Raw genomic sequence first — 15,268 nt, forward strand, 5'->3', positions numbered from 1 at the left:
TTGATTTGATGAGTTTAATAAAACAAGAAAACAGAACACGTGCGCAAGAAAGCTCTGCAGCTATTGAGCGTATGTACATAACTATGAGACACCTTTTTAACCGTGGTTTTTATAAACCTATGGGTGTTTCTGGAGATACATTACGTGAAGCGCTTTTAATTTTGCGACCAGAAATATATGGGACTATTGCTGAAGAAAAAGTAGAGCTCAACGGACTATTATACGTTATTGATCGTCTACCGGAAGGTATTGAGGAATGTCGGTTTATAAATCTTACAAGTGACGAAGGATACAAAAACTCGCATTTTAAGCCTATAGTTCCGCCAAAAAGACGACGTAATTGCTACCGAATTGATGATGAACAAATGAATATTGAGATTACCAGAGGTAGATCTGAAATTTATGATATTCTAACACACTTGACCTTTTTGTTTGTAGAGTCACACAAGATTATGAAACGTGTGATAATTAATGAAGAAGGTCAGACTACTCGAGACTGGAAGAAACTGGAAAAAGCAGTTTTATCTGAAGAACCTTTATCTCAAAAAGAACGCGAAATAGCATTAACGCATACCGCAAATATACTCGGAAGAACATTTCACGAGGTAACTGTCATTTATAGTAAATTCTCTGCTCCTACAAATGAGAAGCGCTTTTTGAGCCTCGTATATTGGCTAGGAAAACGTGCCATTGAGGAAATATCTGAAAATGACAAACGTATAGTCACTTTCTCTCCAGTACTTAGAGAGCGCTTAGGGCATCATATTCACGGTGAAGTTTGGGCAGATACAATTAAAAAAGAGCTAGATACAAGAGGACTTCTTAATCGCCCTATTCACATCATAAGTGCAAATATGCATAGTGTTATGAATACGCTTTTTGCACCTGTAGCTCTTGCAAAAGAAATGGCAAAAAAGGAAAATCTTGAGATTTATGAGATTCTGAGTGATGCCGGTAGTGGTAAATTACGCGCTCGTGTTGAAAAAACTGCATTACAAAATGGTATGATTTCGGTGCCAGATCAAAGCGGAACAAATATAGATGTTCAGCTATTTGATACGGCAAAATTAGATATTGACCAGAATAATTTTTGCTCAAAATCTTCTTATCCACAAGGTAAAGAACCTGTGATCATAGTTATGGATTATGCATTTGGAGAGCAGGCTTATGAGACGATGGAAGAATTATTAAAACCTTATGGAGAACCAGAAAATCTTACATATCTAGATGTGAAATCGGTTTCTATAATGGGTAAAGCGGGTATTCTCGAAGGTGGAAAAGGAGATATTATGATACCGAGTGCCCATCTATTTGAAGGCACTGCAGATAATTATCCGTTTGACAACCAACTTAAAAAAGAGCATTTTGAAGGACACGGAATTTCAGTTTGTGAGGGCGCTATGATATCTGTTTTAGGTACCTCTCTTCAAAATAGGGATATCCTACGCTTCTTTTACGAAAGCACCTGGAATGTTATCGGTCTTGAGATGGAAGGTGCTCACTATCAAAAAGCAATACAAGCAGCGGCAAAATTAAGACGCAGTATAAGCGACACCGTAAAAGTACGATATGCGTATTATGCATCAGATAACCCTCTAGAAACCGGAAGTACACTCGCCTCTGGAGGACTTGGTACTACCGGCGTTAAACCTACTTATTTAATTACTGAGCAGATCTTGGAGCAAATCTTCAAAGATTAATGGAAAATTCAGCACAGGATATAGATTTATTTGATTTTTTTAAATGGCTCCGCAGGCAGTTTAGAAATTTTCTTATTTATCTATATCGTCTGGGGCGATTTCTTCTTAGAAATATTGGAATACTAGCAGGCTTAATGATATTAGGCTTTGGTATAGGTTATGTAGTTTCAAAAATTGTAGACGAGAAAAGAATTGCTGAAATAATTGTCGTTCCCAATGTGAACACAACAAGCTATTTATACAGTAAAATAGATCAAATTAATCACGGGATTTCTAGTAAAGATTCTAGCTTATTAGCAGAATTGCAAGGCTATTTCCCTAATTTAGATATCCACGAAATACGCGTAGAGCCGATTGAGGATATTTCAAATTTGCTAGAAAATACGGCATTCAACAGTGAAGAATTGTTGGAAATGATTGCAGATTATGACGATGATGGTCCGTTTTACGATAAGCCGCAATATACTACTTCTTATGATGCTCATAAAATTACAATAACTGCTTCAGGAGTTTTTAGAAATCCAGAAGGGCTAATTCAGTTTTTAGAAGGAGATCAATATTTAGAAATAAAACGGGAAGCGGGAGTAGATAATTTAACGGCAGAATTAATATCTAATGAATTTACGATACAACAGATAGATAGTGTTCTTCAAAATATTAATAGAGCGTTGCAGACGGGGCAGCAATCTTTGTCTATACTGGCTGCTAGAGATGAATCTAACTTAAGTGCAGTACTAGAAAGTAAAGCAAGTTTAGTCACTCGAAATACCGAGATTAAGGAAAAGCTCTTATATCTGGATTCGGTTTTTAAGGTTTACACTTCTTCAAAATGGCTTCAAAGCACCTCGCTTGTTAGTGTTTTAAAATATATACTACCGCTAGTATTTGTTCTCATATTTCTTTTTTATCATGCATTACTTAAGTTTAAAAAGCGATTTCAGGCTTACTTATAATCACTACATAAATTTTTATTCTAGGTAATTTTTGAACTATCGCTTATACCTTCGGAAGAATATGTATGTTAAAAACAATTAGAAATAAGATTTATAATAGTACTACGACCTCTGCATTGGGTGGTATAATTAGCGTATTGCTTATAAGAGTATTTGGGATCCTATTTTTATTTGGGATCACTATTTATCTTACAAATTTTTACGATCCAGCTCTCGTAGGTGCTTATGAGTTCACACGATCTGCATTATTCTTAATAGGTGGTTTTGCAATTTTAGGCACAGACCAATCAATATTATTTTTTTCAGGTAGATTTTTAAAGAGAAATCAGGTAAAAACTTTCTTTAGAATTTATCTCAAAATGGTACTGTTAATATTACTTATAAGTGTGGTAATATTGATTGGTACACTCTCCGTACCACAACCTGTTTTTGATTCGCTTTTTAATGATATAACATCCGGAACTCTTTTAATCAAGACCTCTTTTTGTGTGTTTTTCTATGCCATTACTTTATTAAATACCGAATTATATCGCGGTTTTGTTTTGCAGAAAAAGTCTGAGTTATATCGGGGTCTCTACAAGCAACTGCCATTTGCTGTAGGATTATTTATACTTTATATTTTTGAAGCGAAAGCCTATTTAGTAGACGTATTTCTGGCTAGTTATCTTCTATTAGCTATCATAACCTCACTAGAAGTACTTAAGATATATTCACGAAATACCTTTAGCAATTCACCTAGTAAGCCGGTCTTGTTTAAAACAATTTTAAAATCTACTATGCCCATTGCTATGAGTGCACTAGGATTTTATTTACTCATAAGCATAGATATATTTTTTCTAAAAATATACACAGACTTTAAAACGCTCGCGTATTATGGAACGGCTGTTAAAATTATATTTCTTATATCGACGATTGTAAGCACTATAAGCTCCTACATTGCAGTAGAGATTGCAGAGTTATATGTCAAAAATAGAGAGGAACTACAAGTATTAATGCGTAAAGGCGTGCGTATAATTTCATCACTTTCCGTTCTACTTTCTGTTTTCTTATATTTCTGCTCAGAACTCATTTTAAACATTTTTGGAGCTGAATATACAGAAGCAAATGAATCATTACGTATTTTAATTATAGGTCACTTTTTGAGTACACTTTGCGGAATCACAGCCGTATATTTAAATATGACCAAGAAGCAAATTACATTGCAATATATTATAGCTTTTACAGTTGTTTTTAATGGTATTCTCAATTGGATTTTAATTCCTAAAATGGGAATGAACGGAGCAGCAATAGCTTCTGCACTTAGTGTTGTGATGTGGAATGTGATCGCCGGTATCATCATCTACCGAAAGGATAAAATTAATCTCTTTATACATTAAGTATGGGACACTTAAAGATACATAAGTCTTTATTTGTCTATCTCGCTCTATGTATAATAGTAGTAGTTTTGGGATGTTTATCGTATTACATTTTACCAGAGCGATTTTTTTTTGATGCAATTATAATTACCGAAGATTTTTATAATGAAAAAGGCTTTTTCCGCAGTTACCCAGTTACAATGCTTTTTTATGACAGTACAGGATTAGGTAAGCTACCATTCTCAATTGTCGCTTTAGTTCAATTACCTATTGTCTTATTGGTTCTCTTTAATTTAGGGATTCCGCGGCGATTTGCACATTTTACACTCCGTAATGTTCTGGCATATATCTGTATTATCTTATTGGCTTTCTTTATAGCTATGCCATCTAAAGAATTTATAACCTTCCTCGTCATAGCTTGTATTCCGTTAATTTTGAAAAGCAGAAAATATAATTTGAGAACGACGGTTTTTATTTTATTTGCTCTAATTGTTTTATTCGGAATCTGGTATAGACCCTATTATATTTTAATACCTATAATTTCTGGGGTTATTTACTTAACAAGCCTGATAAATTTTAAGAGGAAGGTTTTAGCTGGTATTTTTTCAGGACTCTTAGTCTTAGTTTTTTTATCCCTTTCTTATGGCGTGGTACAAGGAGAATATTTATCACAAAGTACTCGAGAAGAACTTAATGAGCAACGTGCGGGAGAAGAAGCTACAAATTCTGCAATTACATCCCCTGTAGCAACAGAATCCTGGTATGGTGAGGCAGTAGGTATATTCTACGGATTTGCATCTGTAAACCTGCCTTTAAATGGCTTAAAGCACATTTTAAAACCACAAATTCTGGCTTTTGTTATCTGGCAGTTACTTTTGACATTTTATTTACTATTTCTCTACCGTAATTGTCTCAAAAATAAATCTGTTTATAGCTATGAGATATGGGCTTTTTATCTGGTCTTCGCTTATTTTATTGTTCAGGGAGTATTTGAACCAGATCTAGGCTCTGCCGTTAAACATAAAATAGGCATATTGCCACTTATTTATTTTGCACTGTATTATGATAGTTTCAGAAAGAGCGTATCGATATAACTATAACCTCTGGCTTATCGTAATTGCAGTTGCTCTCCTTTTTAGAGTACCGGCAACTTACCTCTTGATTTTATTTACAGCATATAATCTTATTTTTTATAAGCAATTTTTTTTTACAAATAAACATCTCCTATTTTCGGGCTTAATAGCCAGTCCCTTTTTATTAGATCTCCTCTTTATAGGAAATAACGATTCAATTCTGGAAGGTTTTAAGCACGCTGAAAAACGGATAAGTCTTCTGGTACTTCCGCTTTTAATTTTAAATCAGAATCACCGTATTAATGCACCACTCATTTTACGTGTGTATGGCGTAATTACAACTTTAATCTTAGGTTTTTGCTTAGTACGCTTTGCTTTTGTCTCTCCAGAATTATTTGTGAAGTATCTCCACGGAAAAGACCTCTGGGAGATGGGTTACAAATTTGCAAACTCTATAGGAAAGCATGCGCCTGCGCTTAATCTCCATGTGGCTTTTGTAGTGGTAATAAATTATTATTTTATTAAAGAAGGCATAGGAAAACTTAAACGGAACCTACTATTTTGGCGTATCGCGATATTTATTCTTTCGATACTTATTCTATTTTATATAAATACCCGTTTAGCCATTACTAATGCTTTTATCGGAATATTGTTAATCACATTTTATAAGGAAAATGGGTTTTTAAAATTTAGAAATTATAGAAAGACATTTCTAGGAATCGGCGTGTTCCTAATTTTGGCAGTTGCATTCATTGCTGTTTTTCCGTATTCGTTACAAAAGTTTACAACGGTTACTTTTGGGCATCTTGATAAAGTGGGGAAATTAGACGAATTAGAAAATCCCGAAAAAACTGTTTTTAATGGTCTGGTAACACGATTGAGCATTTGGAAATCTGGTATCGAGCTTGCTTCTAAAAATTCGATAATAGGTGTGGGAGCAGCAGACGGAAAAAAAGAACTAACGCGCTACTTTAAAGAAACAAATCAGAATTTTTTACATAAATATGAATTTCCGGTTCATAATCAATATCTGGACTTCTTTATAAAGTTTGGATTACTCGGTCTTATAGTGTCCTTGCTTTATGTGAGCCTTTTTGCTTATATAGGCATTACTTCAAAACAAATACTGTGTATATATTTCTTTATACTTTTTGCTACATCAAACTTTGTAGACGATTTTTTAATCCGTTTTGATGGAATTGTATTTAGTGCTTTATGGCTAAGTATATTCACCAAGAACGCTATTGATAATCAGAAGAATAAATTGAGATAAGTTTGTTGAAATTGCGCGAACTATCAAAAAGTAAGCTGCAACGCTCGTAATTTGCCATGCCCATTTTTTTACGTTTGTGAGGAGCTTCTATCGTGTTTAGAGCAACTTTAAAATCTGATGCTTCTTCAATTAATATTCCGGTTTTTCCGTTTACTATAATATCCCGATTTCCTATAATCGCTGTAGCAATTATAGGAATTTTTTGTGCAGCGGCTTCTAGAAGTGCAATGGGCAAACCTTCCCAAAGGGAGGTTTGCAGATAAACATCTGCTTTGCTCAAAGTAGATAATGCAACATTACGATCTTCAAACCATCCGGTAACTTGAATGTTAGGAGCAGTAATCACGTGTTTTAATTCTCCGTCACCTATCCAGATAAAGTTGAGGTCTGGATTTTGGAGTGCAATGGCGTTAAAGAGCTTAGGATTTCTTGCATAGGTAATTCTTCCCAGGGTGACAATATTCTGAATGCGATCTGATTTTAGAGTTTCCTGTTGAAGTGCATTTTTAAAATTTATTCCATTACGTACCAGTATAGACGGTCCTATTTTTTTTGAATATTTTAGTTCTGTATCACCACAAGCAACTATTTTCCCACCGGTTAATTTTTGACTCAAAAATTCTATTGTAAAAAAGGCAAAACGCTTGATGACACTAATGTCTTTTCTTAAAAATGAATACCCATGCGGGGTATAATATAGCTTGGTATTAAATTTAAAAGCTGCTAAAAATGCCAACCTTCCTAAAATGCCTGCCTTTGATGAATGTAAATGCAAAACATCGGGCTTTAATTTTTTTAGTTCGCTGCATAAGTCTTTAAATGAATTATAATCTGCTACAGGAGAAATCTCGCGGAGCATAGCAACTTTTATCAATGTAGTGTCAGGATGAAAGTCTTTTGCAATTTTGTTTGCATTGATCTCTTGTCTTTTATCACTATAAATCACAGTGAGATCAATATTAGGATGTGGTGCGAGCACCTGTGTTAGATTTATAAAATAGCTGTATATACCTCCTCCTAGTGCCTCGACGATATGAACTACCTTTAGTTTTGTCATGACTAAGCCCGAAGATTAATGGCGAATTTTGCTGTTAAGTATAAAAATATAGTTGGTGATCAATATGAAATTGATAATTTGATGCAGTTTAAACAAATAATTATTCAATTTAGCAGCAGTTATCTTACTTTTCATTCATTATCTTTTAACTAACTTTATATGTTTAGACAAACTTTTATCGGGTAGCTGTATATGATTGTAAATGACACAAAACATAATTATCTAGTACAACCTATAATTGCAAGTATAGATATTCTTATTTTAATAGGCTTTGCTAAATTTTTTGATTTCTCCTCGCACAGTTATTTACTATTTGCTGTATTCATAACCATTAGCTGGCTAATCACGGCATATGGTTTTAGTTTTTACTCTATTTATAGATTTACCCCATTAGTACGTATTCTCACTATAATTGCCAGACAATTTTTCTTATTAGTCATATGCTCATTTACTTTTCTAGGCATATTTAATGAAATTAATACCTCTGTACGCGCTGTACTTGAATATACTTGTTTAAGTATGGGTGTTATTGCAATTTTAAAAATCACCATTTTTAATGTACGTAAACGATTTAGAAAACAGCTAGGTGGTGATATGGTACGTGTGATTATTATTGGGAAGAACACAAAAACCGAACGCTTAAAAAACTTTTTTAATTACAATCCGGCTTATGGATTTCAACTCATAGCGAATTTAGATGTGCTCGATCCTGATATTGATATAGAATACATTAAAGATTTTGTATTGAAAAATGATATTAGCCAGATGTTTTGCTCCATTGCAGAGCTTAAAAATAAACAGATTAGAGCGTTAATTCAGTTTGCAGATAATAATCTTGTAAGCCTCAAATTTCTACCCGATAATAAGAAGATTTTTACAAAGAAAATGGAGTTTCAGTATTATGGTATTACGCCCATTTTAGCTTTACGAACGTTACCTATTGATACTCCTGTTAATTTATTTTTAAAACGTTCTTTAGATCTTACCATCAGCTTAATTGTTGTTATTGGGATTCTATCTTGGTTAACTCCATTAGTATCACTTCTCATAGCATTTGATAACAAAGGACCCATTTTTTTCAAACAAAAACGCAACGGAATAGGAGGCTCAGAGTTTTACTGCTATAAATTTAGATCTATGAGAGTCAATACAGCGGCAAATGATTTGCAGGCGAGTAAAACTGATGTACGAACCACTAAAGTGGGTCGTTTTTTACGTAAAACAAGTCTTGATGAGATGCCTCAATTTTATAATGTTCTAATGGGAGATATGTCTGTGGTAGGACCTCGGCCGCATATGGTGGCTCACACGCACTCGTTTGCTACCCAAATAGATAAATTTATGCTTAGACACTTAGTTAAGCCGGGAATTACTGGTTTAGCTCAAATAAGTGGTTATAGAGGAGAAATAGAAAGTAAGCGCGATATAAAAAACCGGGTTCGCTTTGATATATTTTATGTAGAAAATTGGTCTATATTGATGGATCTGCGTATAATCGCAAAAACATTCATTAAAGTAATTTATGGAGATACAAAGGCCTACTAGTGCTCAAAACCCTCTTATTTCTATTGTTACTCCTTGCTTTAATGCCCAAAAGTATATTGCTGAAACAATACATTCGGTTCAAAATCAATCTATAGTAGATTGGGAATTACTACTTGTTGACGACGCTTCTACAGATCAAACAAAAAATATCATTTTAGGTTTTCAAGAACTTGACCCGCGAATAAAATATTGTAGATTGAAACACAATAGGGGGGCAGCTCACGCTCGGAATATTGGAATTAAAAATGCCCGCGGAAATTATCTGGCTTTTATTGATGCAGACGATCTCTGGCTGCCTGATTTTCTTAAAAAATGTCTGGCTCAAAATCAAAGTTTTGTTTTTACATCAGCAGTCCGTGTCGATGAGAAGCTAAAGCCTATTTTAGAACCTTTTATTGTACCGCAGAAAGTCTGTTATAACGATATTTTAAAAAGTAATTCTATCATTTGCTCCACCGTATTTATAAATATTAACCAACTAGGTAAACGTTATATGCCACTTATGAGAAAGAGGCAAGATATGGGGTTGTGGTTGCAGTATCTAAAAAAAATCGATTTTGCATATGGCATTCAAGAACCATTGGCTATTTATAGAATTCGTAAAAATTCACTTTCACGGAATAAACTTGACGTAGTCAAATATCAATGGCAATTATATCGAGAGGTCGAAAACATCTCAATATTGAAAAGTCTTTATTTAATGTTATGTTGGAGCTATTTGGGTTACGTGAAATATAAAAAATAGCTAAAAACTACGGGTAAATTGCTTCAGCTTACCACGATTGCTTCGGTTTAATGATGATTTTTGTATAATCTCTATAGTGACAGATTGTTTGATATAGGTTAACAAACTTTTTTTGATTTTAGCTCGTTGACTTTCAGATAGTTTATTTTCAGCTACATAAATTATTTTAAAATTATTGGGTGCTTGCTGGTCAATAACAAATTCTTTTATATTACCACTGTCATCAATAACGTTTTTAGTCACGTAGTAAAAAGCGAGTGCAGGTATCTTACTGCCATCTGGTAATACTGCATAATCTCCTATTCTACCCTCCAGACTGGTAAGTATTTTATTTCCATTGCTATCACGATTTATTACTCCGATGTCTCCTAGTTGATATCTGATAAAGGGATGAGCTTTATTAAAAAAAGATGTAACTATAATTTTACCATTTTTTCCATCTGGCACTGGTTTATTAGATGCATCAAGAATTTCTACATATATTAAAGCCTCGTCTATTTTCATAGAGTGTTGAGCTGTACCTATTGCAATTACACCAGTTTCAGAAGCGCCATATTCATTGATTACAGGTACTGCAAATTGATGTTCTAAAAATTGTTTATCAGATTCGAGAAGCATTTCTGCAGTAACAATACAGTGAGTCAGAGTGGGGCATATATCTCTTAAAATAAGATGCTTTGTATTGAGGTATTTAGCAAACAAAAGCAGCGTACTGGTGTATCCGTTGAGGTGTCCAAATTTATTGTGTTTGAACTTGGCTATAAAATTTTCAAAATTATGATAAGAAGAATCAAATATCGAGAAGCGATATCTATGGCTTAAAAAGTCTTTAAAACGCTCTTTATAACGCGAAATTCCACTTTGCGGAATTCCATAAAAACGTGCTTCGTACGATGTGTTGAGATCAATACCTTGCGTCAAATATAAATTTTGAATAGACGCCCAGGTGAGTGCATGGCAGTATTTGTCTTTAGCAAAAATAAATGGAGTACCCGAGGAACCTGAAGTTTTATGGATGTGGCAGTTTTTATTAGAATAGCCTACTGAGAGCCGTTTATTTAAAGGGATTTGTAAATCTGATTTAGTCATAATGGGTAGTGCATCCCATTCGGTAGATTTTTCAGAGACAAATCGGCTATAGAATTCGTTATTTTTTAAGTGGAAATCTAAAATAGCTGCTTTGTGTTGAGCATTATAGCGTTCAGTATTTTGTAAAACCTTTTTGTTTAAAATATCAAGCTCCTTTTTAGCAGAAGCGATATCGTAGCCATTAAGAGATAAACTAAGGTTGGTTAAATTCACAAGACTAAAATTAGTAGGTCAATTTACAAACATTTATTTTTGAGGCTTAATCTAATTTCAAGTTACTACGATGAATATTCTAATTCTGGGTTCTGGTGGTCGTGAACATACCTTTGCCTATAAAATTGCTCAAAGTCCTAAGTGTGAACGCTTGTTTGTTGCTCCTGGTAATGCCGGAACAGCAAAACTCGCGACAAATGTTGACCTTAGTGTAAATGATTTTGAAGCTGTTAAAAAACTTGTATTAGCAGAAAATATTGAGATGGTGGTTGTGGGGCCAGAAGACCCCCTTGTAAATGGTATTTACGACTTTTTTAAAAATAATAAGTCTTTAGAAAAGATAGCCGTTATTGGCCCTTCAAAAAGAGGAGCATTATTAGAAGGAAGTAAAGAGCGTGCTAAAGAATTTATGGCGATGTATTCTATTCCTACTGCCGCCTACGAAAGCTTTAAAGCAGAAAGCCTTGAAGCAGGAAAAGCTTTTTTAGAAACGCTTAATCCGCCTTATGTACTTAAAGCAGATGGGCTTGCTGCCGGTAAAGGCGTTGTAATTCTGGAGGATATAGAAGATGCAAAGTCAGAATTAGAAGACATGCTTACCAATAAAAAATTTGGTACTGCCAGTGAAACGGTAGTAATTGAAGAATTTCTAGATGGTATAGAACTTAGCGTCTTTGTACTTACCGATGGTAAAAACTACATAACACTTCCTACAGCAAAAGACTACAAGCGTATAGGTGAGGGAGATAAAGGGTTAAATACTGGTGGTATGGGAGCTGTATCGCCAGTGCCATTTGCTGATGCGGCCTTAATGGAAAAAATCGAAAATCGTATTATTAAACCTACTGTTGAAGGTCTGGCTGCTGAAGATATTGAGTATAAAGGATTTATTTTTATAGGATTAATAAAAGTAGGAGATGAACCAAAAGTTATAGAATATAACGTACGTATGGGTGATCCTGAAACAGAGGTTGTGCTTCCACGTATTAAAAATGATTTGGTTACTATGTTTGAGCAGGTAGCTGCTCAAAAGCTAGATGAGGTTACTCTTGATCTAGATCCTAGATATGCTGCAACAGTTATGCTGGTGAGTGGTGGTTATCCTGAAACATATGATAAAGGTTTAAAATTAACCGGTTCTGAAGAGGTAAATAGCTCTCTCGTTTTTCATGCGGGTACTTCATTAAAAGATGGAGAAGTGATCACGTCTGGAGGACGCGTTATGGCAGTAACTTCGTTGCACGAAGATTTCAAAGAAGCGTTAAACACATCTTATGAGAATATAAAGAAAATCTCGTTTGATAAAATGAATTATAGAACAGATATTGGATTTGATTTGTAGCAGTATCAAATAATTAAAAAGCCTGCTATGAGCAGGCTTTTTAATTATTCTATATTTTGTGAAGAGCTTATTTATTCAAGTTATGATGCTCGTCTTTATCAAATTTCTTTAATTGTAAAGTCCAGTATGTAAATGCAGCAGCAGCTATTAAGATAAATACAAAGTTTAGCAAATTTGCAGCAATCCAGCTACTATCTTGTAATTCTCGTATTGCATCTAACGGCGCTAAAGCAACATTCACAAAAAAATCTTGAATACCGTAAAATAAATCTTTCAATTCCATAATTGTATACTTTTACATCGTTATTAGCGAAGTCGCACGTTCAATGTCTTATTGTGCGGTGCAAAAATATAAAAAACTAAGATGCTTACAAGCTTTTTTGGCGTTTCAAAACCTATAAATTTTGCAATTATTGTAATTGCAGTGCTTATTTATTTTTCGGGTCTATATGTATTATCAGATTTTTATGAGTTAACAGCATATACTATAATAAACCAGTTTTTTATTCTGCTCGTTTATTTGTTTTCACTGGGTGTGCTTAATTTTGTGGTCAAAAAAAATACACTTACTAAGCGTAACACATATATCGTCTATCTTTTTGTCTGTTTTTCATTTGCAGTACCTACTACATTTTTTAATTCAGATATTATAATTTCGGGAGCTTTTATTCTCTTAGCATTAAGACGCATCATAAGTTTAAAGTCTTCTAATGATTTTAGTAAAAAAGTCTTTGACGCCGCTTTCTGGATTACGATAGCATCCTTGTTTTTTTTCTGGAGCTTTTTGTTTTTGATTGTGCTTTACTTTGCCATCTTATTTTATGGGCGCTTAGATTATAGAAACTGGTTAATTCCTTTTACAGGGATATTTGCGGTACTTATTATTGCCGTTACGTACAGTATGTACACAGATGGCGTAGTAGATTTTGCATTAAATTATGTGCAACTCCCCACCTTAGACTTTACAGCTTATAGTTCGCTAAGTCTATTATTACCGGCCTCATTTTTCCTAGCACTTTATTTGTGGTGTGGTACATTTTACATTTCACAGATTTCTGATGCTTCTCAAACACTTAAGGCTTCTTATTTTTTAATTTTAATAAGCTCTGCAGTTGCTTTAATAATTATACTCTTTTTAGCCCCTTTACGAGATGGTAGCGAATTGTATTTTATCTTTGGCCCGTTAGCTATAATTAGTGCTACTTATATTGAAAAACATAAGAGTTTCTGGTTTAAAGAAATGCTTTTATGGCTTGCATTACTCATCCCTTTATTTTTATTGTTTTGGCACAATTAGATTTAGTAAAACTTGAGCAGGAGCTCAAAAAGCGGTGGCCTTACAGAGATATTTGGTTTAGGAAACAAAACGATGTTTGGGATAAATACAGCAATTTTATATATAATATTCAAGAGTTTGAAGCGCTTCTCGAGCGTATAAGGGAAACTGTAGATAAACACCGTTTAAACAAAAAACATTTCTTTTATTATACAGTTAATCGCTGGTATAATTTCTGGAGTGCCTGTGCTGTAGAGCAAGTATTTATTGAACTTGACGGGGTAGATGCTGCTAAGAATAAAAAAGATAGGCTTGTTGATTTTAGCATCCAAGGAATAAAGTTTGATCTTAAGACTTCAAAATTCCCTAAAGGTTTTGGGAGAGATCTTGATTTTGCCATGTCACATCAACAAAAACTTATTAAGTGGCTTTACCTCAATCAAAGTACAGGTAGACGGTATCATATAGAAAACAGATTGTTCCTTATTGTTTACAGTGAAGATGGAGATCATTATAAGTTAAAAGCAGAAATCGAATGGCTTAAAACTCATATTGAAGAGTATGTAGAAAGCTTTGATATCTATAATTTAAAGCGGCCACATATAACCGAAACAAAACCTGCATATTCAGACATAATCTGGGCGATTAAATGAATTATATAGGTTCAAAACATAAACTTTCTCATTGGTTACTCACTAACATTCAATCTGTTTGTGGAACCGATTTGTCTGCAAAAATATGCTGTGATCTTTTTGCAGGCACGGGTAGCGTAGGCCGCAAACTTAAACCGCTCGTAAAGGGGGTAATAGCAAATGATCTTGAATATTATAGCTATGTTTTAAATCGAAATTATATAGGCAATAACATTAATCTAGATGCTGAAAAATATCTTGAAGAACTAAATAATTTAAAACCCGTAAGCGGATTTATATATCAAACCTATAGCGAGTCTGGAGCGGCAAACCGACTTTATTTTTCTGCAGAGAATGGAAAAAAAATAGATGCTATACGCGCGCAAATTGAGAAATGGTACATTTCAAATAGTATCAATAAAGATCTTTATTTTTTTCTTCTGGCTTCTCTGTTAGAAAGTGCAGATAAAGTTGCAAATACAGCATCTGTGTATGGAGCATATTTAAAAAATATTAAAAAATCTGCTCAAAAATCTTTAGTACTTAAAGCTGCAGATTTTGAATGCACAAACGGCTCACATACGGTATTTAATGAAGATAGTAATGCGCTCATTCAAAGTATTGAAGGTGACATTTTATATTTAGACCCTCCTTACAATGCGAGACAATACGGGGCTAATTACCATTTACTAAATACTATTGCAAAAAAAGATACCTTTGTACCTAGAGGCAAAACAGGTCTGCGCGACTATTCAAAAAGTGCCTTTTGTAGTAAACTAGAAGTAGAACAGGCATTTGATAACTTGATCGCTTCTGCAAATTTTAATACAATCTTTCTAAGCTATAATAATGAAGGATTAATGCCTGCAGAACTTGTAAAAAAGATAATGCAGCGTTATGGTAAATATGATTTAGTAACTACAGAATATCAGCGGTTTAAAGCAGATAAAACTGAAAGTAGAAATCATAAATCCACAACAACAACAGAATTTTTACACATATTAGAAAAATAGAA

14 protein-coding genes are annotated in these 15,268 nt (G+C 33.9%); 11 read left to right on the forward strand and 3 right to left on the reverse strand.

Features of this window, described 5'->3' with window-relative positions:
* The first annotated feature begins 8 nt into the window (after positions 1-8).
* The 5 genes from DSM00_RS00665 (at position 9) to DSM00_RS00685 (ending at position 6,354) form a co-directional block, all read left to right on the forward strand.
* Positions 9-1,700 carry a DUF6909 family protein gene (locus DSM00_RS00665; protein WP_128756096.1) on the forward strand — a complete coding sequence of 564 codons (1,692 nt, stop codon included), beginning with the start codon at positions 9-11 and terminating at the stop codon, positions 1,698-1,700.
* The gene (locus DSM00_RS00670; RefSeq protein WP_128756097.1) at positions 1,700-2,653 is read left to right on the forward strand and encodes a hypothetical protein; all 954 of its coding nucleotides are present in this window, start codon (positions 1,700-1,702) and stop codon (positions 2,651-2,653) included. Before DSM00_RS00665 ends, DSM00_RS00670 begins: the two co-directional genes overlap by 1 nt.
* 65 nt (positions 2,654-2,718) lie before the next feature.
* Complete coding sequence (locus DSM00_RS00675; protein ID WP_128756098.1) at positions 2,719-4,029, forward strand: MATE family efflux transporter; 1,311 nt, start codon at positions 2,719-2,721, stop codon at positions 4,027-4,029.
* A gap of 2 nt (positions 4,030-4,031) precedes the next feature.
* The gene (locus tag DSM00_RS00680) at positions 4,032-5,102 is read left to right on the forward strand and encodes a hypothetical protein (protein ID WP_128756099.1); all 1,071 of its coding nucleotides are present in this window, start codon (positions 4,032-4,034) and stop codon (positions 5,100-5,102) included.
* Positions 5,071-6,354: an O-antigen ligase family protein gene (locus tag DSM00_RS00685; RefSeq protein WP_128756100.1), complete on the forward strand. Its 1,284-nt coding sequence runs from the start codon at positions 5,071-5,073 to the stop codon at positions 6,352-6,354. Before DSM00_RS00680 ends, DSM00_RS00685 begins: the two co-directional genes overlap by 32 nt.
* Here the strand turns inward: DSM00_RS00685 and DSM00_RS00690 are convergent.
* Complete coding sequence (locus DSM00_RS00690) at positions 6,323-7,411, reverse strand: glycosyltransferase (protein ID WP_128756101.1); 1,089 nt, start codon at positions 7,409-7,411, stop codon at positions 6,323-6,325. The two genes, DSM00_RS00685 and DSM00_RS00690, sit on opposite strands and share 32 nt — an antisense overlap.
* Positions 7,412-7,603: 192 nt before the next feature.
* Here DSM00_RS00690 and DSM00_RS00695 point away from each other — a divergent pair, with 192 nt between their 5' ends.
* Positions 7,604-8,956: an exopolysaccharide biosynthesis polyprenyl glycosylphosphotransferase gene (locus DSM00_RS00695; RefSeq protein WP_128756102.1), complete on the forward strand. Its 1,353-nt coding sequence runs from the start codon at positions 7,604-7,606 to the stop codon at positions 8,954-8,956.
* Positions 8,934-9,701, forward strand: coding sequence for a glycosyltransferase family 2 protein (locus DSM00_RS00700; RefSeq protein WP_128756103.1), 768 nt, complete (start codon positions 8,934-8,936; stop codon positions 9,699-9,701). The genes DSM00_RS00695 and DSM00_RS00700 overlap by 23 nt, the downstream gene beginning before the upstream one ends.
* On the opposite strand, the gene DSM00_RS00705 is transcribed toward DSM00_RS00700, so the two are convergent.
* Complete coding sequence (locus DSM00_RS00705) at positions 9,702-11,003, reverse strand: phenylacetate--CoA ligase family protein (RefSeq protein WP_128756104.1); 1,302 nt, start codon at positions 11,001-11,003, stop codon at positions 9,702-9,704.
* Between the two features lie 70 nt (positions 11,004-11,073).
* Here DSM00_RS00705 and purD point away from each other — a divergent pair, with 70 nt between their 5' ends.
* The gene (gene purD, locus DSM00_RS00710) at positions 11,074-12,345 is read left to right on the forward strand and encodes a phosphoribosylamine--glycine ligase (RefSeq protein ID WP_128756105.1); all 1,272 of its coding nucleotides are present in this window, start codon (positions 11,074-11,076) and stop codon (positions 12,343-12,345) included.
* Positions 12,346-12,412: 67 nt separating this feature from the next.
* Here purD and DSM00_RS00715 read toward each other — a convergent pair whose 3' ends face one another.
* Positions 12,413-12,628, reverse strand: coding sequence for a DUF6341 family protein (locus tag DSM00_RS00715; RefSeq protein ID WP_371455477.1), 216 nt, complete (start codon positions 12,626-12,628; stop codon positions 12,413-12,415).
* A gap of 81 nt (positions 12,629-12,709) precedes the next feature.
* Between DSM00_RS00715 and DSM00_RS00720 the strand changes: the two genes are divergently transcribed.
* Genes DSM00_RS00720 through DSM00_RS00730 form a run of 3 tightly spaced genes read left to right on the forward strand, consistent with a single transcriptional unit; the run spans position 12,710 to position 15,266 of the window.
* Positions 12,710-13,642, forward strand: coding sequence for a DUF6427 family protein (locus tag DSM00_RS00720; RefSeq protein WP_128756106.1), 933 nt, complete (start codon positions 12,710-12,712; stop codon positions 13,640-13,642).
* Entirely contained in the window at positions 13,630-14,274 is a 645-nt protein-coding gene (locus DSM00_RS00725) for a hypothetical protein (RefSeq protein WP_128756107.1), read from the forward strand. Before DSM00_RS00720 ends, DSM00_RS00725 begins: the two co-directional genes overlap by 13 nt.
* Entirely contained in the window at positions 14,271-15,266 is a 996-nt protein-coding gene (locus tag DSM00_RS00730) for a DNA adenine methylase (protein WP_128756108.1), read from the forward strand. The genes DSM00_RS00725 and DSM00_RS00730 overlap by 4 nt, the downstream gene beginning before the upstream one ends.
* Positions 15,267-15,268: the final 2 nt, after the last annotated feature.

The sequence above is a fragment of the Leeuwenhoekiella aequorea genome (genome assembly GCF_004104375.1).
Lineage (GTDB): Bacteria > Bacteroidota > Bacteroidia > Flavobacteriales > Flavobacteriaceae > Leeuwenhoekiella > Leeuwenhoekiella aequorea.